Source organism: Sorangium sp. KYC3313 (genome assembly GCF_052075895.1).
Lineage (GTDB): Bacteria > Myxococcota_A > Polyangia > Polyangiales > Polyangiaceae > Sorangium > Sorangium cellulosum_B.
This window is the reverse complement of the sequence record NZ_CP197255.1, coordinates 4346322-4366875: the sequence shown is the minus strand read 5'-3', so window position 1 is coordinate 4366875 and position 20554 is coordinate 4346322. Positions and strand designations below refer to the sequence as shown.

The following is a 20554-nucleotide window of genomic DNA, read 5'->3' as shown; positions in this document are numbered from 1 at the left end:
ACCTTCTTCCCGCTTCCGCTCCTGGCGTCGCTCCGTTATATGTACGCGCTCCGCGGGTGGACGAATGCAGCATCGCACCAAGCATGAGCCGTCGTCCTCCCTGCTGGAGGTGAGCCTCGATCCGGGCGAGGCGCTGCTCGCGGAGGCGGGCGCGATGGTCGCGCGGTCGCCGAGCCTGCGGACGGAGGTCCGGCTCAACGCGGGCCGCGGGGCCGGGCTCCTCGGGCGGCTCAAGGCGCTCTTCATCGCGCTGCTCCGGAAGCTCGCGGGGGGCGAGACGTTCTTCGTGAACCGGATCGAGGCGCCGGAGGGCGGGTGGGTGTGGCTCGCCCCGCCGCTCAGCGGCGGCATCAAGCACGTCCGCCTCCAGGGAGAGACGGTGCTCTTCGGCGCGGGCTCGTACCTCGCGAGCGCGGGCGACGTCGACGTCAAGGTGCGCTGGGGTGGGCTGCGCGCCATCCTCGCCCGGGAGGGCGTCTTCTTCATCGAGGCCTCCGGCGTCGGGGATCTCTGGATCACGAGCTACGGGGCGATCGAGGAGCTCCCCTGCGACGGCTCGCTCGTCGTGGACAGCGGGCACCTCGTCGGGTTCGACGCGTCGCTCGCGCTCACGATCAGGAGCCCTGGCGGCGGGCTCATGGGCCTCATGGTCTCTGGCGAAGGCGTGGTGTGCGAGCTCTCGGGCCGCGGCCGCGTGCTGATCCAGTCGCGCAGCGCCGGCGCGCTCGTGGGGTGGCTCGCGCCGCTGCTCCCGCCCTGAGGGAGCGGCGGAGACGTCCGATGCAGGTGAATCTCCTCTACCGTCCCTCCCAGGCCCTCGCGCAGTGCTGGCTCGATCCGGGCGAGCGCGTGTTCGCCGAGAGCGGCGCGCTCGTGGGCATGTCGACGAACGTGCGCGTGGAGACGCAGTCGGGCGGCATCATGTCGGGCCTGAAGCGGATGCTGGCCGGAGAGTCCTTCTACAGGAACGCGTTCGCCGCGGAGGGCGGGCGCGGAGAGGTGCTGTTCGCGACACCGCTGTCCGGGGACATGGCCGTGCTGGAGGTGGGCGACCGGCAATGGTGCGTCCAGAGCAGCGCCTATGTCGCGTCCAGCCCCGATGTCGAGGTGAGGACGCGCTCGTCCGGCCTGCGCGGCTTCTTCTCGGGGGCGGGGCTCTTCGCGCTGGAGACGGCGGGGCAGGGGCGGATGATCATCGGCGCGTTCGGCGCGCTCGAGGAGCTCGAGGTGAGAGGCCACGTCGTCATCGACACGGGGCACATCGCAGCGTGGGAGTCGACGCTCGCCTGCCGGATCGGCAAGAGCACGTCGACGTGGCTCGGCACGTGGCTCTCGGGCGAGGGCCTCGTCTGCCACGTGGAGGGGAGCGGCAGCCTGTGGGTCCAGTCGCGCAACGCCGGCAGGTACGGCGCGGCGATCGGCGCGCGGCTCGCCCCGCGGCAGCCCTAGAGATCGGGGGACGGCGTGCGCGACGAGATCCGAGGCAACCCCGAGTTCGGCGTGCTCCACGTGACCTTCGAGCACGCCGGCGAGCAGATCGTGGCGGAGAGCGGCGCGATGGTCGCGCGCGACGCGGCCATCGACATGAAGACCAGCCTGCAGGGCGGGCTCGCCAGCGCGCTCAAGCGCAGGATGACGGCCGGAGAGAGCCTCTTCCAGAGCACCTTCACGGCGACGGCGCCCATGCAGTCGATGCGGCTCGCGCCGGCCCCCGAGGGCTCGATCGAGCGCCTCGTGCTGCGCTCGGGCATGGAGGTGTTCCTCCAGTCGGGCGCCTATCTCGCCTCCACGCCCGGCATCACGCTCGACACGACGTGGCAGGGGGCCAAGGGCTTCTTCGCCGGCGGCCTGTCGCTGCTCCGGGCGTATGGCGAAGGGCTGATCTGGTTCTCGAGCTACGGCGGTATCCACGCGATCGACGTCGGCCGCCAGCACGAGGGATATCTCTGCGACAACACCCATCTGCTCGCGTTCACCGAGGGCCTGAGGTACCAGGTGCGCAAGCTGGCCGGCCTGAAGGGCCTGTTCCTGTCCGGCGAGGGGCTCGTCTGCGAGTTCCAGGGGCACGGGAGGCTCTGGCTGCAGACGCGGAACCCGGGGGCGCTCTCGGCGTTCCTCCATCCGTTCCGGCCCGTGGGCGGAGGCCACTAGCTCGTGCCGCCGGTGGTCCGACCAGGCCTTCCGGGATCGCCGCGCCGGCGGGCGGCCTGCCTGGCCCGCCCGGTGGTTGCCCGGCGCGCGCGACGCTCCGAGACGCGCTCGTGGATTTCGGCGCTGGCGACGGCGCGGTCCCGGCCGTCCGCCATGGGCCGGCGCGCCGTCATTGCCTTCCCGGAGGCGGACTCGCTAAAGTAGTCCCGCCTCGCTGAGGAGGCTCGCACGGCGAGCGGTGGGTGCCACGGATCCACCGGGGCTCGCGGGGCGAGCCTGGCCCCGCCCGAGTACCCCGAACCCGCTATGTGGAAGCTGACGATCGAGGATGACGAGGGGAAACAGACGGGGCTCCCCCTCGCCCATGAGGAGTACGCGCTCGGACGCGGAGAGTCGAACTCGATCCGGCTGACCGATCGCAACGTCTCGCGCACCCACGCCACGCTGGCCAAGAACGGCCAGGGCTGGGTCATCCGGGATCTCGACAGCTACAACGGCACGTACGTCAACGGCGGGCGCGTCAACGGCGAGCAGCACCTGCGCCACGGCGACCTCGTGCAGCTCGGCGACTACCGCATCGAGATCGTCGATGAGGCGCTCTCGTCCGCCGTGACGAGCCCGACGCCGCCGCCGGGCAGCCGCAGCACGGCGCACCTGCCGCTCCACACCCGCCCGAACCGGCTCGTCATGGTCGTCGGCCCGACCCCCGGCGCGGAGTTCCCGCTCGACGGCGAGCGCTTCACGATCGGGCGCTCCGAGGACGCGACCATCTCGATCAACCACAGCTCCGTGAGCCGCCTGCACGCCGAGCTCATCAGCCTCGGCAGCGGCCGCTACGAGGTCGTCGACAAGCAGAGCGCGAACGGCGTGCGCATCAACGGCGTCGAGCTCAAGCGGGGCCTGCTCGAGGCGGGCGACGCGCTCGAGCTCGGCGACGTCCGCCTCCGCTTCGTCGCTGCCGGCAAGATCTTTCGCGCGGGGCCGGACGGCGGGCCGGGCGTGGCGCCGGGCGCCTACGGGAGCGTGGCCCCCTCCGCGCAGTCGTCCCGCTCGCTCGGCGGGGCGAGCAAGGCGATGGGGCTCCTGCTCGCGGTCGCCTTGCTCGTCGTCATCGCCGTGATCGTGGCCACGCGCGCCCGGTCGCACGGGTCCACGACGCCCGAGCCGGACGTGAGGCCCGTGGTGGCGGCGCCGGCGGGCGACGACGCGAAGATGCTCGACGCGGCGCAGGAGCACCTCCGCTCGGGGGACATCGACGCCGCGCACCGGAAGCTGCAGGAGATCGCCGAGACGTCGCCTGTCCGGGAGACGCCGCGCTTCAAGGAGATCGAGGAGCGCTGGGCGGAGGGGATGTTCCGGCAGGTCGAGCAGGCCGCGACCAAGGAGGACAAGCTCGCGCTGCTCAACGAGATCGCGAAGACGACGGGCGTCCCGACGGCGCTCCGCGCGCGGGTGGCCGAGGTGCGGCGGCAGGTCGACCCGGAGGCGCCGCCCGAGCCGGAGCCGGAGCCGGTGCCGCAGCACGCCGGCTCGCCGGCGCCCTGGCTGCCGCACCCCGCGCCTGCGCCTGCGCCTGTGCCCGCGCCTTCGGCCTCGGCCTCGGCGCCGGCGCCCTCGGCCTCGGGCGCCGCGCCGGCGAGCTCTGGCCTCGACTCGAGCTCGTACCCCGCGCAGCGGCGGGCGCTCGAGCCCAAGGTCTGGAACGGGAAGGCGTCGGCCAGCGAGATCAAGCTGCTGCGCGCGATCTGCATCCACCAGGGCGACGCGGTCTGCCGCGACAAGGCGACGGCGGCCCTGGACAAGCTCGACAAGAAGGGCCTGTAGCCGCCGCTTCATCCTTCTTTCCCACGTGCGTCGATGACCTCCAGGAGCAGCACCAGGGCTCACGAGCCGGCCGTCCACGCGCCGGATGTCCGCGAGGCGCGCGTCCCGCACGTCCACGAGGCGCCCGCGCCGGGCGGGCGTGATGGGCCTCCGGCTGGGCGCGATGGAGGCTCCGTGACCGTGAGCTCGCCGGCGCGGAACGGGCTCGCCTCGCCGGCTGCCCGGGCGATGGCGACGCTCGCCCTGCTCGTGCTCGTCCCCTACGCGCACCCGAGCCTGTCGCGGCTGCGGGTGCTCACGCCGCTGCCCGAGGGGGAGGGGCTCGTCGTGGTCCCGACGCCGGCGCCGGTGGCGTCGGTCGGCGAGACGACGCTCGTCACCGAGACCACCGAGCAGGCCGAGCTGCGCCAGCCCGAGGAGGTCGCGCTGCCGGCCGCGGCCGCCGAGCTCATGCCGGCGGCGGTCGCCTCCGAGGGCAAGCCGCCGCGGCCGATCGAGGACCCGAGCGGCAAGGCGATGACGCCGTTCTTCCGCGCGCTCGCGGCGGTGGAGCGCAAGGCGCCGCAGTCGATCGCGCGCATCACCTACTTCGGCGACTCCATCGTGGCGAGCGACTTCGTGACGGCGACGCTGCGGCGCAAGCTGCAGAAGCGGTTCGGGGACGCCGGCCATGGGTTCATGCTGATGGCGAACGCCTGGCCGGGATATTTCCACAACGACGTCGTCCGCTTCGCCGGCCCAGGCTGGCAGGTGAGCCGCGTGGTGGGCCCGTTCGCCAAGGACGGGCTCTACGGGCTCGGCGGCGTGTCGTTCCGCTCGCAGGGCGCGGGGGTGTTCTCGCGGTTCGCCACCGCGGAGTCCGGGACCTACGGGCGCGCGGTCTCGCGGTTCGCCGTCGATTACCTGAAGCACCCCGAGGGCGGGCGGATGGAGGTCAAGATCGACGGCGAGAGCCGCGAGATGATCGACACGCGCGCCGACGCGGCCAGCTCGGCGATCGCGACCTACGAGGTCCCGGACGGGCCGCACTCCATCGAGGTGCGGGCGCACAGCCCGGGGGTGCGGGCGTTCGGCGTGTGGATGGAGCGGGACACGCCGGGGGTGGTGCTCGACGCCATCGGCATCCAGGGCTGCCGCATCCGCTTCCTCGACAAGAGCGACGACGCCCATTTCGCCGAGCAGCTGCGCGCGCGGAGCCCGTCCTTGACGGTGTTCCACTACGGCATGAACGAGAGCGAGGACGGCGAGCTGTTCCCGCTGGATCAATACGAGTCGACGATGAAGGCGGTGCTCGAGCAGGTGACGGCGGCGCTGCCCGGGTCGTCGTGCCTGCTCGTGGGCCCGATGGACCGCGCCGACAAGAAGGGCGAGGTGTACCGGAGCCGCCCGGTGATCCCGAAGCTCGCGGCGATCCAGCGCAGGGTGGCCGGGCAGGTCGGCTGCGGCTACTTCGACACCTTCGGCGCGATGGGCGGCTCGGGCTCGATGGGGATCTGGGTCCGGCGCGGGCTCGGCGGCGCCGATCTCGCGCACCCGTCGGGCGCGGGGGCCGAGGTCATCGGCCGCTGGCTGTACCTGGCCTTGATGGACGCCTACGAGGGCTGGAAGGCGAACGCCGCGCGGCCCTGAGGCTACGCGGCCTCGAGGTCGTCGGACTTCGGCGCCGCCGGCTCGTCCGCGGCGCGCCGCCTGTGCTCCCGGGCGATGCCGGCCACGACGCCGAGCCACACGAGCGCGAGGGCGATATTGACCATCGCGAAGTGGCGTGTGGAGAGCGCGAGCACCTGGCCGGCGATCACCCCTACGGCGGCGAGCACGTCGCCCGCGCGGACGACGAAGGTGTCGATGGCCGCCTTGGCGCTGTACTTCGCGTCGCGGCCGACCGGCAGGAAGAGCGCCTGCCGCGCTGTGTTCTGGATGGAGTAATCGGCGCTGTTCTCGGCGATCTTCGCGACGCGCACGACGGCGAGCGCCGGCAGGACGGCGAGGGACGCGTAGCCGAGCAGAGCGATGGCCGGGAGGATGAACAGGGCGAATCGCACGCCGAGGTACTTGAAGATGCGGGAGACGAAGAAGAGCTGCAGGACGACGCCGAACGTGTTGACCCAGTAAAAGAAATCACCCTTGAAGGTCCCGATGATCGCGCCGAGCGCCGCCTTTTTCCCCTTCTCGGTGCGCGGGTGGACGAGCCCCGCCCCGGCGCCCTCGACGAGCTTGCCGCCTGCCTCGACGTCGAACGCACCGCCCTCGACGGCGGTGATCGTCCCTTCGAGCAGGCGCGACGCCTGTGGATCGACGAGGTAGACCGGCGCGCCTGCCGCGAGCGGCGCGCCCGGGGCCGCGCCGGCGGGGTCCGCGTCCGGCGCGCCGCGCTGCTCGCTCCCCGGGTCGAGCGCGCTCGTGGCGGACTCGATCAGGGTGCGATCGAGGATGTACTCGCCTGTCGAGTTCACCCAGTTGAGGACGAGCGTCAGGCCGGCGATGAGGAGCAGATAGCGGTCACCCGCGATGATCTTGAAGCCGCCGGCCGCGCCCCCGGGCGGCGCGTCGGCCTTGTCCGCGGCGCCCTTCGAGCCCGCGAGGTCGTCGCGGTGGACGAGGTAGGTGAGCCCCAGGCAGGCGAGCAGCACGCCCGCCGCGAGGAGCATCATGTTGTAGGGGCCGATCGGCACGTAGACGCGCTTCGCGATCTGCGCGCCGAACATGGCGCCGAGCGAGCTCCCGATGCCGACGATGGCGAAGAGCCGCTTGCCCTGCTCGGGCGTGTAAACATCGTTGGCGAAGGACCAGAACTGCGCGATCACGGTGAGGTTGAAGCAGCCCACCCAAAGATAGAAGGGCACCCCGAGGGGGACGCCGAGGCGCGCGAGGAGGAAGAAGAGGACGAGGTTCGCGGCGAAGAAGAGCGTGAGCGCCGTGGTGAGCTGCATGCGCCCGAAGCGCCGGGCCAGGGCGCCATAGGCGCGGACCACGCCCACGAGGAGGAGCGCCTGGCCCGCCGCCGCGTAGGCCTTCACCTCGGGGCCGTCGAGGTCGAGCCGCCGCCCGCCGATCTCGAGCCCGCCGCCCGCGAGGATCAGCGGCTCGCGGACCACCTTGAGGAGGTAATAGCCCGTGAGCAGGAGGAACACGTTCAGCGTGAGGACGAGGACGCTGAAGACCTCGCGCGGCTTCACCTCGGCGAAGATCGCAAGGAGCCTGTGAAGCACGCCCCGGGCCCGTGTCTCGTTCTCGCCTGAGCTCGCCACCCGCCGCTCCATGCCCGGAATACCGCTGTTCTGGCGGCACCGGCACAGGACCGATGCCGAACGCGGGAGGCTATCGAGCCTGGTCCCGGCCGGCAACCTCCCTCTCGCCGCCGGGCGTGTGAACCGCCGCACCGTCGCGTGGCGCGCCGTCGCGTGGACGCTCGACAGGCGCGCCGCGCAGACAGGCGTCTCTCGGGTCGGGAACTCCGCTATGCTCCCGCGCCGCGACGTGTTTCCGTGCGAGAGGCGAGGCGGATTGGGCACCAACGAGGAGGGACCGACGCGCGCGCTCGGCACGGCTTTCCGGCGGCGCGCGGCCGCGCTCGCGGGCTGCGCCGCGCTGTCGCTGTGCGCCGAGGCACAGGCCGCGCCTCAGGCGGGGGCTGACGCGCCGCCGCCCGTGGTCCCGGGGGCTCTGCCGGCGCGCGAGGCGCCGCCGGCAGAGCCTGCTACGCCGCCACGGCCTCCCGCCGCGGCGCCGCTTTCGCCCGGCGCGAAGCGCCCTGTGCCGGACTACGACGGTCGCCCGGACGAGGCGACGAGCGCCGGCGACGCGCTGCTCTGGGTGCCGCGCGTCGTGCTCTTCCCCGCTTACCTCGCCAGCGAGTACCTGGTCCGGCGGCCGCTCGGCGTTCTCACCGTCGCGGCGGAGCAGGGCGAGTGGATCAAGGAGCTCAAGGACATCTTCACCTTCGGGCCGAACAACAGCATCGGCGTCGTCCCGACGGCGCTCCTCGACTTCGGCTTTCGCGCGAGCGTCGGCGTTTACTTCTTCTATGATGACCTGTTCGTCCCCGGCAACGAGCTCCGCGTCCACGCCGCGACCGGCGGGGTCGACTGGTGGAGGCTCACGATCGCCGACCGGATCCCCCTCGGCGGGCGCGCTCACCTGAAGGTCCGCGGCGAGGCGGACACCCGGCCTGACTGGCTGTTTTCCGGGATCGGCCCGCGCTCGCTGGAGCGCAGCTGGGCCCGCTACAACGCCCGCAGCGTCGAGGGGACCGCGACGCTCCACGCCGATTTCGGCGCGTTCAGCTTCGTCGAGGCGACCACCGGCGCGAAGACCGTCGACTTCCACGACATCTGCTGCAAGCCGACGGTCGGCTTCCGGGTCGCGCGCGGCCATTATCCGATGCCGCCGTCGTACGACACGGGAACCACGGCCTACCGGATCGGGGGCCGTGCCGGCCTCGACTCGCGCCTGCCGCGCCCGGCGCGGGGCCACGGCGTCCGGCTGGAGCTGTCCGGAGAGCACGCCGCCGACCTGGAGCGGCCGCTGGAGAGCCGGTGGATCCGCTACGGCGGCTCGCTGGGCGGGTTCGTCGATCTCACCGGGCACGACCGCATCGTGAGCCTCGTCCTCTCGGCGGCGTTCGCCGACCCGCTCGGCGCCGCGGAGGTCCCCTTCACCGAGCTCGCCGAGCTCGGCGGCGACGCGCCGATGCGGGGCTTCCGCGAAGGGCGCCTCCGCGGCCGGAGCGCCGCCGCGGCGACGCTCGAGTACCGTTATCCGGTCTGGGCGTTCGTCGATGGCACGGTGCAGGTCGCCGCGGGCAACGTGTTCGGCGAGCACCTCCGCGATTTCGATCTCGACCTGCTCCGCATGTCGTTCGTGCTCGGCCTGCGCACGAGCGGTGAGCGAGACCACTCCATCGATGTCCTGATTGGCTCGGCGACGGAGACCTTCGAGCAGGGAGCCGGCCTGCAGGAGCTGCGGTTCATGGTGGGCGCGACCCACGGTTTTTGATCGAGCGGCTGCGAATGTCCTGCGGGGACCTGAAGCATCCCCTCGAATTTTTCAGGGAAATTCACAGGGAGGCGGGGAGACGGGGAGTAAAATCCCAAAAATCTCCCCGTCTCCATGCCTCCCTGTTCAATTTCTCACCCCAAATGAAGGATTTCTCAGGGTGAGGACCTCAGTCGGGCGGCTCGGCGTCGTCGGGGCGCTCGATGCCGACAAGCTTGTAGCCGCGGCGCGGGCCGAGGTCGTAGAGGTGGGCGCGCAGCGGACCGGGCGCCTGCCCGTTCAGGACATCGACGATGGCGTAGCGCGAGGGCGCGTCGTCGGGCGCGCCGCCGTCCGCGGCGATGTGGGGGAGCGAGAGGCACACGCGGCCGTCCGGCGAGGGGCGGACGACCGGCCGGGCGCGCAGGGCGAGCGCCTCGCCGGCGTACATCGCGGCCTCGTAGCGGAGGTCTTGCGGGCGCGCGACGCCGGTGCGCCGCGCGAGATCGACGCCGCACAGCGCCGCCGGCGAGGCCAGGGCCACGTCGGCGATGGGTGACAGGCGCGTCAGGTACCGCGCCATGATCGCGCGCTGTCGCGAGAGGAGCTTGCCGATCAGGAACGCGGTGTGGCGCGGCGCCGTGAAGTCGCCGGTCCGCACGGCGGCCTCGACGAGCTCCGGCGTGAAGCGCGCGAGCGTCCGGGCGGCCCAGGCGCCGTCGAGCTCGCTCATCCGCCCGAAGGCCGGGTTGGGGTAGCCGCCGCGCCAGGCCTCCGGCCGGAAATCGCGATCGCTGAAGAAGCCGAAGATGTCGCCCTGCGGATCGTGGCTCGCCCGGTCCCAGGGCCGCTCGGGGATGCCGAGCGTCACGAGGTCGAGGAGCGCGTACTCGGCGTCGAAGTAGAAGGCGTGGCCGAGGCGCTTCGAGATCTCCTCCCACTCCCACTCGCTGCCGAAGCAGTCGCCGAGATCGATGGTGTAGTGGCGCACGTGGCCCGGCGACGCGTCCTTGTCCTCCGGGTCCTCGGCGAGCCAGACATCCATCGAGTTCTGCTCGCGCGAGTCGAAGTGGTTGAGCCAGGCGGCGAGCAGGCGCCCGCCGCGCAGGTCGCGCCGGTCCTCGTGCGGGATGACGTCGTTCGGGTCGTCCTCCCGCGTCCCCTCGTACCTGAACGGGCCGAGGGCGCGGCCCGGGAGCCAGCGCGAGGCGACCATGCGGACCCGGTCGCCGCGCTTCGAGGCCTTGGCGAGCACGCCGTCGAGCGCCGCCTGATCGAAGGGCCTGGCGACGCCGCTGTTGTCGGTCACGGTGAGCCCGGACGACAGCTTCAGGATCGACGGATTCAGGTAGACCACGCTGTCGCACGGCGCCCAGAAGCCGGCGGCGTGGTAGAGGCGCGCCGCGATGGCGGTCGCGCCGGTGGCCCGCTCGGGCTGGTCCGAGGGGTCGGCCTTGAGCATGAACTTGCCGACGCCCTCGACCTTGATCCGGAAGCCGGGGTTCGCGCCGTTCGGCTTGCCCATGTCGATGACCCAGGACCCGTCCGGCGCCTCGGGATCCAGCGTCCTGTCGCCGCACGGCCCGCGCACCAGCTCCTCGACGGAGAGCGGCCGCTTGCCGATCCGGTTCGTGAACCAGCTGGAGTCCGGCACCTCGTCGACGCTGTTCACGTTGGCCGCCTCGCCCCCCGGATCCACGGCGAAGAACCGCGACACCGGGCGGAAGACGAGGTTGTCGGCGGCGTCCCACGCGAACGAGGACTCGTAGGGCGCGGGCGAGCAGAGGCGGTGCTGCGGATCGTCGCTGGGCGCCTCGGGATCGGGCCGGCAGGGCAACGAGACGGGGCTCAGGTCGGCGTCGCGCCAGACCGGATCGCGCAGGGGGAACCGGCGCACGTCGCCGCTGCACGCCGCGCTGAGCAGGGCGAGCAGCGGGAGCGAGCAGGTGAGCGGCGCCTTGGGCATCGGCGGGTGATGGTAGTGGAGAGGGCGCCGCTCGGGGCGGTTTTCGATGAATCGAGCGCGGGTGAGCGCGGGTGAGCGCGGGCTCGTCAGAAGCCTTCTTGCCGGAGCCGCGCGATCACGGAGCGGTAGAAGTCGATATAGAGCCAGGGGTTCCCGTCGCCCGGACTCTGTCCGAAGAGCTGGCCTATCTCGTCGAAATGGTCGGCCGGGATACAGCCCCAGAAGTCCCCCCACCGCGCGTCCCGCGCGCGCACCAGGCCGTCGTTCGGGAACGACTCGCCGATGCCGCCGTCGAGGAGGGTCTCGGTCAGCGACAGCAGCGGGTGGACCGGATCGAGCCCGTCGTCGAACTGCGCGACGAAGGGCGCGGGGGTGAGCGTCGTGCAGTCCCTGCCGCCGCGCGCGCGGTTCGTCCGCCCGCCGAAGGAGGCATAGAACACCCCGGGGGAATCGGTGAACCTCGCGTTGAACTCCGCGATGCCGGGCGTCGAGAACTGCTCGAGCGCCGCGAAGACGCTCGTCTCGTTGCCTATCTGATCGTAGAGCGGCGCGCCGATCGCGTTGATGAGATCGTCCAGGATGTCCTGCAGGCGCTCGTGGGCGACGAGCTCGAGCGCCACGTCGGCGACCTTCGAGCCCAGGTGGGGTGTGGCGACGGTGACGATGGAGGCGACGAGATCGGGCCTGTCGTGCGCGACAACGCGCGCGTCGAGCCCCCCCTGCGAGTGGGCGATGATGTTCACCTTTTCGTGGCCTGTCGCGTCCAGGATCTGCTCGATCCGCGCGAGCAGCTGCGCGCCGCGGACCTCGGAGCTGTTGAACGGGTCGACGGCAGGCGTGAAGATCGTCTCGCCGCTCTCGGCGAGGGTCTCTTTGACGTTGTAGAAGTAGCTGACGTATCCCGCGCCCGCGAAGTCCTCGAATCCGAAGAAGCCGTGAGCGAACACGATGGGATACGGCGGGCCGAGCTTCCCTGACGGCCAGCCGCCGCCGGCTTCGCCCGGGTCGCCCGACGAGCCCGACGAGCTCGTCCAGACGCCCGAGGCGGAGCCGCCGCCCGCGCCCGTGAGCACGTCACCGGTGCTCGCCGGCGGATCGAACTGCTCCCCGGCCGCGCTGCAGCCCGCGAGGAGCGCACAGGAGACGACCATCGCACACCCTACGAGACCAGCGATCACCCACTGTCGCATTGACGAGCCCCCGTGTGAGACTTGCACTTACGCGAACCACCAACAGGCGATGACGAGGATGCTTACGAAGAAAGATCCAGCACGACCACCTCCTGCCGGAATCAGCTCAGACTCTGCTGATGGGATGCTGATGTCAAGCGCTGTCGGAAATTTGAACCATTCGAGGCGTGCAGCGCATTGCGTCGCGGGCAGCGGCGGGCCTTCTGCCAATGCAGCGCGTGTTTTGACGCCGTGCTGGCGCATTGCGTCGCGGACCGGCGTTATTTTTCCATGCGGAGGGGCGGGCCGGCTCCGGTAGGTTCGTGGGCCATGCGATCTGTCCAGAGCTCGTTTGCGCTTGTCCTGGTGGGTACCCTGGCCGCTTGCGGTGGCGCGGCGCCTCCTCCGTCGGAGCCGGATCGTGCGGAGGCCGAGGTGGCTGCTGCGGCGCCGGCCGCGAAGGAGGGTGAGGCGGCGGAGGGTGAAGGTGGGAAGAAGGAGGAGGACGCCGCGGCGGAAGCGTCACGGCAGATCCCGACGACGTGCGAGCAGCGGGGCAACGAGTGTTTGCCGCCGGTGGCGTTCGTGAAGCGGCTCTGCAGCGGGTTCCACCCGGACGTGGCGCTCACCCTGTTCGCGAAGGGGTCGCCGTTCACGCGCGGGTACCTGACGCGGGACACCGACGCGGTGAACGCCTCTGGCGGGTCGTCCTCGAACGACAAGCTGGTCTTCGATGAGGAGGTGCTGATCCTCTATCACCGGGAGCCGGAGACGGGGGGCATGGTCGTGAGCGGCGCCGGCGGCGGATACGAGGTCCTGCGATGGGACGGGACGTGCGCCACGCTGATGGCGGAGGAGGTCCGGCAGCACGTGCCGCCGAAGCCGAAGTTCGCGGCGATCCCGTGGAAGAGCCTCGATCAGAAGACGAAGGACGCGTTCCTGGCCGACGAGAAGACGGGCAAGCTCATCATCGAGCGGAAGAGAGAGTGCAAGGGCGCGACGATGGGGGCGGTCACCGCGAAGTGCGAGAAGGTCGACAAGCAGATGGCGGCGGCGCTGATCGCGTACGTGCGCAACGGCGGAGCGCTGCCGGCGCCGGGGCCGCTGCCCTGAGGGGCGGCGGGCGAGGCGGGGGTGAGGGCGAGCGGGGGTGAGCGGAGGGAGACGGAGGGCGAGGCCAGGCGGCCGAACGGGCCGAGCGAGCCGAGCGGCACGCGGCGAGCGGGCCGGGCGCTCCCGGAGGGGGTGGGCGGGAGCGCCGCCGGGCCGATGGAGGGCGGCGGGACTGCGGTCGCGGGGGGACCGCGGTCGCGATCAGCTACTCCGGCTTGTCCTTGGGCGCCACGTAGTCGGGCGGGAGCTGCGCGGCCTCGTCCCCGCCGGTGAAGAAGTACTTGTCGAGCTCGGTCATCCAGATCCGCTGGCCGGCCTCGGAGATGAGGTCGAGGCGGTACTCGTTGATGAGCATCTTCGAGTGCTCGAGCCACATCCGCCACGCCTCCTTCGAGACGTTGTCGAAAATCCGCTTGCCCAGCTCGCCCTTCAGCGGCGGCTTCTCCAGCCCCTCCGCCTCACGGCCGAGCTTCACGCACTGGACCATCCTCGCCATAAGTTGCCCGACTCCTTTTCCTTTTCGCGGGCTTCTTAGCCGAGCTGCGAGGAGCCGTCGAGAGCGGCAGGCGCGCAGGCGTGGTCAGCGAGGGGGGGCGACCACGGGGGGGGGACCAGGTAGCGGCCCGACCAGACCAGGCGGGCGAGCGGACGGCACCAGGTTGGGGCAGCTGGAGACGGGCAAGGCCGGCGGAGGCGCGTGGAGGCAGCAGGAGGCAGGAAAGCCGGAAGAACCGGACGAATCGGCCCTGGCCGGCGCACGGCGCCGTCCGCGACGGCGTCAGCGACGGAACGATCTGACACCGAAGGGTTGACGGCGGCACGGTTTCTAGCAATATTCGGTCCGTCTGAACGAACCACGAGGGGGCGATCGGCTTCGACGTGGGGACTGAAGGTCTGTCTGCGTGCTGGCGGCTCCTGCTCCGCCTATCAAGCGGGACGTTACAAGTGCGAACGACAACGCATACGCTGTCGCGGCCTAATAACCGCTAAGCCATCCGAGGAGAAGGTCGTCCTAGTACTCTAAGGGTGTCAACCACAGGGCTGGGTCGCGTGAGGACGCCCTCGATAACGCGGCCGAGATTCAGTGAGGGATAGGTCGTAGCCGAATCTACGAACGCCGTCGCCGGCGCATGGCGACTACGCACGTGAACGAAGGTAGACTGGATGCCTTGCGGACCCGGGTTCGATTCCCGGCGCCTCCACCATGATTCCGCGCACTTGCGCGACTTCCGGACGATTGACAGACGAAACACCACCCTCCCACAGCGGGAGAGGTAACAGCGGGAAGACGTCACCGAAGCCCGCGCGGACGGCTTCAGCCTCGCGGATGTAGCCCTGCGTCGTCTGGAAACCGGCATGGCCGGCGCGCTGCATGATCCTGAGCGGCTCGTCCCCCCGGATGGCCAGCCAGGTGATGCCCGTGGCGCGGAGGTCGTGCCACGTCATGTTCTTCCGCGTCGCGTCCGCGGCGAAGAGGTCGGAGCGGTCGAGGCGCGCCGCGGTCATGAGCCCGCGGAGGGCGCGCGCCAGGTGGCGATCGTCAGGGAGCCGGATGACGCGGCCCCGGCCGCCTGACTCGGCGTGCATGGCGCGCAGCAGGGGCATCAAGGCCGGCTCGATGGTGAAGCGGCGGGTGGTGCCCGTCTTCGTCGACTTGGCGCCGCCCTCGCGGTCCAGGCTGCGATGCACGTGGATGATGCCGCGCTCGAGGTCGATGTCGTCCCAGGTCAGGGCGCGGAGCTCGCTCGCCCGCACATAGAGGTAGGTCGCGAGCGCCACGGCGCGGCGCCACTCGATCGAGATGTTCGGGCTCGACACGAGCGGCAGGAACTCCGACGGGTAGAGGTACGCCTTCGCCTTCTTGATGCCCCGGTCCGGCCCGCGCACCTCCGCGGCCGGATTGCTGGCGAGGACGCGCAGCGAGAGCGCCTTGGCGTTGCAGGCGTCATCGAACAGCTTGGAGACGAGCCCCCAGGTGTTCACCGCGGTTTTCCACGACTGCTCGCCGGCTCGCACCGAGGTATCGAGATGTTCGACGAACGCCTCGACATCACGTCGCGTCACGGCGGTTATCGGCTTGTCGCCCAACTGAGGAAACAGCCACTTCCGCAGGCGTCCGAGGTCGCCCGCCGCAGACGTCAGGCCCCGCTCTTCTCGCACCGCGGTCCAGCGCTCGACCCACGCGGCCACCGTCTCACCCGCGGGAGCCGCTGCGGTGCGGCCCCGCCGCGGCTTCGTGGCGCCCTCGGCGCGGGCGATCTCCGCGAGGCGCTTGGCGCGGTCGCGGGCGCGAGCTTCCGAGAGGCCAGGGGGCATGCAGACCCGCGGGCGCGAGCCATCGGCCAGCGTGAAACGCGCATCGTAGTGGTCGCGGTGGCGCTCGATCGTTCCGGTGGGAGGTCGGGGCATGCGTCGGTGTCTCCGTCAGGGCGCGGCAGGCGCGGTCTACTTCTGTTTCGCCTCCCACGCGCGCAGGGCTCGGGCGAGGGCTGCCACCTTCTCGGGGGGCAACGGCGGCTTCGTGGCGTTCTGCGTGTGAAAGCGGCTGACCTGGGACCGCTCGACACCGGAGAGCTTCGCCAGCTGGGCTTGGGTAAGGCCCCGCTCGAAACAGCGGGCCATAAGCTCGCGGACGTCGCTCTCGTTGCTCTCGCGAGCGGGAGAGCGCGCGGGCGGAGCCGCGGGCGCGGGCTCTGCGGCAGGCTGGCGCAGCGTCGAGATCAAGCCCTTGATGACCGACGACCGCGACACCTTGTCCGCGAGGCCGGGCGGCGCGATGGCGCGCTGGCGCTCGACCTCGGCATCCACGGTCTCGACCTCTCCCGGGGTGAGCCGGACGTGGACCATGACACCGGCGACGGTGCTGCGGTCTTCCTTCGGGGGGCGGCCCATGCGTGCCATGCTCTTGATCCTTTCCTTCACAGCTTCGTCGACCTCTCGACGCTCTTCTCCGGAGACGATGCGAACGATCGCGCAGAACCGCGGCCAGGGCTGCGCGAGCGCCCACGCGCGGAAAGCGCCGGGCGGGTCCGCGTGCTTCAGGATCTTCTGGCAGAGCTCGCGGGTCGCCGGGTCGGGGTTCGGCTCGGCCAGGGCATGCCGGACCGCTGCGCTACCCCATATCTTGCACGCGATGGAGAAACTCACTCTCTCGACCTCGCGAGCACCTTTCGCACGGTTTCAGCCGCCCAGCTACCGCCCCGCTTCGTCCGATACCCCTCGTCGGTCAGGGTCGCGGCGATCTCGCGCAGCGAGAGGCCATCGGCGCGGAGCGCGAGGATCCGATCCACGGTCGCAGCCTCATCCTGCACGCGGGCGATGATGCGCCGGCCGTCTGCATCGGCCTCCCCGGTGTGAACCCACCCGAGCGCCGCCCCGCCGAGCCGCACGCCATCGGCGCGGAGCTGGGCCAGCGCATCGCGCGTGCGCTCGGCGGTCGCTTCGCGCTCCCACTGCGAGACCGACGCAAGCACGTTCAGCACGAGGCGACCCGCGGCAGAGCGCGTGTCGATCGAATCGGCGACCGACAGGAGCGAGAAGCGATCGGCGAAGTACCCGGCGATCAGCGCGTCGAGGTCGCGCACGCTGCGCGTGAGCCGATCGAGCTTCACCACGAGCAGCGCGGAAGCCTGGCCAGCGTCGAGCATGCCGAGGGCGCGTTGCAGGCCGGGGCGGTCGAGCGTCTTGGCGCTGACGCCAGGGTCTTCGATGATGTCCACGAGGTCGAGATCCATGGCCGTCGCGTAGGCTTCGAGCTTCGTCCGCTGCGCCGCGAGGCTCACGCCGCCGTCCGCCTGATGCTCGGTCGAGACCCGCACGTAACCGATCGCCCTGGTCCGCTCGCCCATATGTACATTATGTATCTCAATATGTACTCAGTCAAGGGAGATTGCGATCGAGCTCTGCCGGCGTCGCCCACGACTGCGACGCGGGCGCGTGCACCGTCTCGACGGTCGTGCTCCACGCGACCGCGGCGGCATCTCGCGCATGCTCGCTCGACCGGACGGGCCATCCAGCGACCCGCGCGCGGATGGCGGCGGCGAGCGCGGCGTCCCCTGCTCTGGCGCATCCCAGGGCCGAACGCACCGCGTGTAGCGTCGCCGTGCGCACCACGAGACCGCGCGCCGCCGCGAGGCCGGCAAGCTCGGCTCCGACCCACGAGGCGCCACAGAGCTCGCCGGCCATCGCAGGGCCGAACCGCGGGCGGGGGAAGACTCGGACGACGCGCTCGACGGCGACCAGCGCCGGGCGGTAGCGCGAGAGCAGCGCCCCCGCGGCCGCGCGCAGGGCTTCGAGCCCGGAGTCGCCGGCCAGGTCGATGGGGAGCACGCCGGAGCCCAGGTGCCGCGCGCCTGCCGCGCCCACGTCGAGCGCCGCCCATCCCACGCGGGCAGCGCCAGGGTCGAAGCCGATCACGATGATGTCCATGGGAAAAGCCTCACGTCCCCCAGCACGCGGCATGCCGGCCCCGGCTGATTTACTCGCGGTAAATCAGCCGGGGCCGGCATGCCGCGTGCGGGGGACGTCGGAAGAACAATGTCCTAGCTGCGTCCTGTCAAGATATTTCTGCTCCCGCTCACGGCGCCGATGGGCTGCCTTTCGGCACTTGATCGAGCACCATCGCGCGTGACGCCGCCTGTTCTCCGGCATCGATCGTTCGCACAGGGCGCACCGCGCGGACGCCTCCTCTGCGGGGAGGGACGCTTTCTGCGCGGAGGCGCTTTCGTCGGGCTGCTGCCTTCTGAGGACTTCGAGAACGCTCGTCCAAGCAGCGGCGAGCGGCCCTGAAGCGAACACGTCCGCGTCGAGGCGCCGACGGCCGTACTCGATCGGCCAGGGCTTGAACGCGTACCGGAGCACCTTCGGCACTTCACCAAAGAGCTCGAGAGACGATCCTTGCTGGTGCTCACCCCAGCCCGTCACCTCTTTAAGGGTGCATGACGATGCGCGGGCGCCTGTCCGGCGGCACCACATGCCGCGCGCCGCTGCGGCGTCGCACGTCAAGACGAGCCCGTGTAGATGCTCCGCTCCTTCTTTTCCACGGTCGATCACGAGGACCGCCCCCTCACCCGGGCGTGCCGCGATGAGGGAGGTGAATGGTGCGGCGTAGTCGCGCACATGCCGGTCATCGCGCACCGTGAGGGACGCGCTCGCAAGGGTAAGAGACTGCCCGCGGCATGCGAGCAGGATCGGCCAGAGGCGCACGAAGAGCTCCCAGGGGGCGGCGCCGTCATCCGCGTCTCCAGGGAAGTGCAGAGCGGGAGATGTGTCATCGGGCGTAGAGAGGGGGAAGCGGAGACCGCTATCAAGTAAGGCGACTGAGGGGTCACGGTCCGTACCGAGGCGTTGAGAGCCAGCGGATCCATGCGATGGGTGTAGGGCCAAAGACTTGACGAGAACCCGGGGATTTCGCTTGCCGAGGGCTGCAAGCTCGCTGCCTTCTTGTCCGGATGGGCCGGATGGCGAAGCGTCCCCCCGGCCGGCGAAAGCGTCCCCCCGGCCGGCGAAAGCGTCCCCCCGGCCGGCGAAAGCGTCCCCCCGGCCGGCGAAAGCGTCCCCCCGGCCGGCGAAAGCGTCCCTCCGGCCGGCGAAAGCGTCCCCCCGGCCGGCGAAAGCGTCCCCCCGGCCGGCGAAAGCGTCCCCCCGGCCGGCGAAAGCGTCCCCCCGGTCGGCGAAAGCGTCCCCGGGGGCGCTCAGATGGCCCTCTCTGGCTGCGCTTGCCACGCCGCACCTCAACATCCGCGGGAGCGTTTTCGGTGCCGTGCGGCTGCGGCGTCGTTCGCCGGCTGGAGCCGAACACCCGCCCTTCGGAGCAGGGTGCGATCGTCGTCCGCGTCGTCTCCGGGCTTGCGTTCACGCGGTGCCAGCTTTCGGCTCTCGATCCAGGTCTCCACGTCGGTCCAGAGCGCGACGACTTCGCGCCCGCGTTTGAACGTGGCGAAGTGCCCGCGGCGCCCAGCCTCCAGAAACGTCCGGGCGGAGCCGAGTGGGTTCGACTTCGCCGTTGCGTAGCGCGGCGTCGGCTGTGCGATGGCGCCCCCTATTTCGACCGCATCCGCGTGCGCGCGCATCGTGCGGGCGAGCACGTCCAGGGTGTCCGCCAGCAAGGGCAACAGCGTCGGGAGGTGAACCACGGCGCTCACGGCGTACGCTCCGGTGTGGACTGGGCGCGCTCGATCTGCGCCAGCCGCATTCGGATGCCCTGCTCTGCGATCCTCGATTGCGGGATGCCCGTCGCCTCCGACAGCGCGCGGAGCCGCTCGCGAAGGTCGATCGGGATCGTCAGGTTCGAGGGCCGGCGCCGGGGCCGCCCCTGTCGACCAGCGTTCTTATGCGTGTTGCTGTTCATCTGCGCGCACATCGAACCGCACGGCCCGACGACGAGCAAGCCGCCACATAACGCACCCCCTCGTCCGTTATAACCTGCCCCCCGCCGGCTAGACCCGACGTCGCCGGCGCTCCCGAACCGCCCTCATGCGTTCCGGAGCGTCGAGCGCGTTGTGCGGGTTGATCCCGGCGACCTTGAATGCCTGCCTCGCAACCTCCTCGAGGTCGCTCTCCGGATCGATGCCATCCGGTCCGAAGTATTCGGCAAGCCGTGCCTCCAGAACCGAGACCTGCTGGTCAAAGTCCGCCCGTGAGCGCCGGTTGTGGAGAATTGCCTTCGCAAGGAAGAAATAGGAGGGGACTTGAATCGTACGCCCATCTTGGGTCAGAGCATGACCGGGCGACCGTAGGGCGCCCAGCACCAGCTCCCGGTGCGTAGGTCTCCGTTGCTTCTTGTAGTGCCAGGCCAATTTGACCATGGCTTGAAGAAAGCCTTTTGCCTGGCGCGCCCCACCATCCTGACCATGGCGTGCGATATCTCCGTGCGCCCGTTCCAGCGCGGTTAGAATCCCCCTCATCTCAGGATAGGGGTAGCCCGGGTTCGTCCCCTGAATAAAGAAGTTAAGTCCCATGTTGTAGGCTTGGAGCGCGCGGTGCGCTGTATAAGGACTGTCGATCGACACCATGAGCATGGTGAGCGTATCCGCGAACTCTTCCGCTAACTCTTCGGGCGAAAGCTGAGCCGGCGCCGGATCAGCCTCGGGCGGCTGCGGCGCCGCTCCCGCCTTCTCGCGGGTGGGGGCAGCCCTGCTCGCCTTGATGCCCTTGCGCTTCGTCTCCTTGCCTTTACCTGCACTCGCGTCTACCCTTTTCGATGCCACAGTCACCTCGCCCGTGATTGTCCGCGGCCGGGAGGCTCTACCCTCGCCGGCCGCACTTTTTGATCCTAACGCGTTCCTCGGTGAACCGGGGGCGATCGCCGTCAGCAAGGTGCGGAGCCGCTGGCGCTCGGCTCCCCGCCGAACGGATG

General features: G+C 70.8%; 17 protein-coding genes, 1 other RNA gene and 1 pseudogene. 8 read left to right on the top strand and 11 right to left on the bottom strand.

Annotation, left to right across the window (positions count from 1 at the left end; genetic code table 11):
- Window positions 1-64 precede the first annotated feature (64 nt).
- From ACSRUE_RS17115 to ACSRUE_RS17095, 5 genes are all read left to right on the top strand, one after another.
- A complete protein-coding gene (locus tag ACSRUE_RS17115) occupies window positions 65-760 on the top strand; it encodes a TIGR00266 family protein (RefSeq protein WP_441291927.1) in 696 nt (231 codons plus the stop codon).
- A gap of 20 nt (window positions 761-780) precedes the next feature.
- Complete coding sequence (locus tag ACSRUE_RS17110) at window positions 781-1449, top strand: TIGR00266 family protein (protein WP_437765229.1); 669 nt, start codon at window positions 781-783, stop codon at window positions 1447-1449.
- Between the two features lie 15 nt (window positions 1450-1464).
- Window positions 1465-2151, top strand: coding sequence for a TIGR00266 family protein (locus ACSRUE_RS17105; RefSeq protein WP_437765228.1), 687 nt, complete (start codon window positions 1465-1467; stop codon window positions 2149-2151).
- Window positions 2152-2457: 306 nt separating this feature from the next.
- A complete protein-coding gene (locus tag ACSRUE_RS17100) occupies window positions 2458-3975 on the top strand; it encodes an FHA domain-containing protein (RefSeq protein WP_441291926.1) in 1518 nt (505 codons plus the stop codon).
- Between the two features lie 33 nt (window positions 3976-4008).
- Entirely contained in the window at window positions 4009-5604 is a 1596-nt protein-coding gene (locus ACSRUE_RS17095) for a GDSL-type esterase/lipase family protein (protein WP_441291925.1), read from the top strand.
- 2 nt (window positions 5605-5606) lie between these two features.
- Here the strand turns inward: ACSRUE_RS17095 and ACSRUE_RS17090 are convergent, their stop codons facing one another.
- The gene (locus tag ACSRUE_RS17090; RefSeq protein ID WP_441291924.1) at window positions 5607-7223 is read right to left on the bottom strand and encodes an NTP/NDP exchange transporter; all 1617 of its coding nucleotides are present in this window, start codon (window positions 7221-7223) and stop codon (window positions 5607-5609) included.
- Between the two features lie 256 nt (window positions 7224-7479).
- On the opposite strand from ACSRUE_RS17090, the gene ACSRUE_RS17085 reads away from it, so the two are divergent.
- Complete coding sequence (locus tag ACSRUE_RS17085; RefSeq protein WP_441291923.1) at window positions 7480-8970, top strand: BamA/TamA family outer membrane protein; 1491 nt, start codon at window positions 7480-7482, stop codon at window positions 8968-8970.
- Between the two features lie 169 nt (window positions 8971-9139).
- Here the strand turns inward: ACSRUE_RS17085 and ACSRUE_RS17080 are convergent, their stop codons facing one another.
- Window positions 9140-10915: a hypothetical protein gene (locus ACSRUE_RS17080; protein WP_441291922.1), complete on the bottom strand. Its 1776-nt coding sequence runs from the start codon at window positions 10913-10915 to the stop codon at window positions 9140-9142.
- A gap of 86 nt (window positions 10916-11001) precedes the next feature.
- Window positions 11002-12066 (bottom strand): esterase/lipase family protein, encoded by a 1065-nt coding sequence (locus tag ACSRUE_RS17075; RefSeq protein ID WP_441291921.1) that lies wholly within the window; start codon window positions 12064-12066, stop codon window positions 11002-11004.
- Between the two features lie 348 nt (window positions 12067-12414).
- On the opposite strand from ACSRUE_RS17075, the gene ACSRUE_RS17070 reads away from it, so the two are divergent.
- The gene (locus ACSRUE_RS17070) at window positions 12415-13197 is read left to right on the top strand and encodes a hypothetical protein (RefSeq protein ID WP_441291920.1); all 783 of its coding nucleotides are present in this window, start codon (window positions 12415-12417) and stop codon (window positions 13195-13197) included.
- Between the two features lie 205 nt (window positions 13198-13402).
- On the opposite strand, the gene ACSRUE_RS17065 is transcribed toward ACSRUE_RS17070, so the two are convergent.
- Window positions 13403-13693 carry an oxidative damage protection protein gene (locus tag ACSRUE_RS17065; protein WP_012238889.1) on the bottom strand — a complete coding sequence of 97 codons (291 nt, stop codon included), beginning with the start codon at window positions 13691-13693 and terminating at the stop codon, window positions 13403-13405.
- A 364-nt stretch (window positions 13694-14057) separates the two neighbouring features.
- Between ACSRUE_RS17065 and ssrA the strand changes: the two genes are divergently transcribed.
- Window positions 14058-14402: a transfer-messenger RNA gene (gene ssrA, locus ACSRUE_RS17060) on the top strand.
- Window positions 14403-14574: 172 nt separating this feature from the next.
- On the opposite strand, the pseudogene ACSRUE_RS17055 reads toward ssrA, so the two are convergent.
- The 7 genes and pseudogenes from ACSRUE_RS17055 to ACSRUE_RS17025 form a co-directional block, all read right to left on the bottom strand.
- A pseudogene (locus ACSRUE_RS17055) lies at window positions 14575-15513 on the bottom strand (tyrosine-type recombinase/integrase); the annotation flags it as partial.
- Window positions 15514-15642: 129 nt separating this feature from the next.
- Complete coding sequence (locus ACSRUE_RS17050) at window positions 15643-16344, bottom strand: helix-turn-helix domain-containing protein (RefSeq protein WP_441291919.1); 702 nt, start codon at window positions 16342-16344, stop codon at window positions 15643-15645.
- Window positions 16341-17045, bottom strand: a complete 705-nt coding sequence (locus ACSRUE_RS17045; protein WP_441291918.1) for a recombinase family protein — start codon at window positions 17043-17045, stop codon at window positions 16341-16343. The genes ACSRUE_RS17050 and ACSRUE_RS17045 overlap by 4 nt, the downstream gene beginning before the upstream one ends.
- Window positions 17046-17076: 31 nt before the next feature.
- Entirely contained in the window at window positions 17077-17625 is a 549-nt protein-coding gene (locus tag ACSRUE_RS17040; protein ID WP_441291917.1) for a crossover junction endodeoxyribonuclease RuvC, read from the bottom strand.
- A 1304-nt stretch (window positions 17626-18929) separates the two neighbouring features.
- On the bottom strand, window positions 18930-19340 hold the full coding sequence (locus tag ACSRUE_RS17035) for a hypothetical protein (RefSeq protein WP_441291916.1): 411 nt from the start codon (window positions 19338-19340) through the stop codon (window positions 18930-18932).
- Entirely contained in the window at window positions 19337-19585 is a 249-nt protein-coding gene (locus ACSRUE_RS17030) for a ribbon-helix-helix domain-containing protein (RefSeq protein ID WP_441291915.1), read from the bottom strand. Before ACSRUE_RS17030 ends, ACSRUE_RS17035 begins: the two co-directional genes overlap by 4 nt.
- 49 nt (window positions 19586-19634) lie before the next feature.
- Entirely contained in the window at window positions 19635-20411 is a 777-nt protein-coding gene (locus ACSRUE_RS17025) for a hypothetical protein (RefSeq protein WP_441291914.1), read from the bottom strand.
- Between the last annotated feature and the right edge of the window lie 143 nt (window positions 20412-20554).

Excerpts from the sequence above, each read along its gene's own strand:
- ACSRUE_RS17115 (WP_441291927.1), top strand. The coding sequence starts at position 65 with ATGCAGCATCGCACCAAGCATGAGCCGTCGTCCTCCCTGCTGGAGGTG.
- ACSRUE_RS17110 (WP_437765229.1), top strand. The coding sequence starts at position 781 with ATGCAGGTGAATCTCCTCTACCGTCCCTCCCAGGCCCTCGCGCAGTGC.
- ACSRUE_RS17100 (WP_441291926.1), top strand. The coding sequence starts at position 2,458 with ATGTGGAAGCTGACGATCGAGGATGACGAGGGGAAACAGACGGGGCTC.
- ACSRUE_RS17095 (WP_441291925.1), top strand. The coding sequence starts at position 4,009 with ATGACCTCCAGGAGCAGCACCAGGGCTCACGAGCCGGCCGTCCACGCG.
- ACSRUE_RS17080 (WP_441291922.1), bottom strand. The coding sequence starts at position 10,915 with ATGCCCAAGGCGCCGCTCACCTGCTCGCTCCCGCTGCTCGCCCTGCTC.
- ACSRUE_RS17075 (WP_441291921.1), bottom strand. The coding sequence starts at position 12,066 with ATGGTCGTCTCCTGTGCGCTCCTCGCGGGCTGCAGCGCGGCCGGGGAG.
- ACSRUE_RS17070 (WP_441291920.1), top strand. The coding sequence starts at position 12,415 with ATGCGATCTGTCCAGAGCTCGTTTGCGCTTGTCCTGGTGGGTACCCTG.
- ACSRUE_RS17065 (WP_012238889.1), bottom strand. The coding sequence starts at position 13,693 with ATGGCGAGGATGGTCCAGTGCGTGAAGCTCGGCCGTGAGGCGGAGGGG.
- ACSRUE_RS17045 (WP_441291918.1), bottom strand. The coding sequence starts at position 17,045 with ATGGGCGAGCGGACCAGGGCGATCGGTTACGTGCGGGTCTCGACCGAG.
- ACSRUE_RS17040 (WP_441291917.1), bottom strand. The coding sequence starts at position 17,625 with ATGGACATCATCGTGATCGGCTTCGACCCTGGCGCTGCCCGCGTGGGA.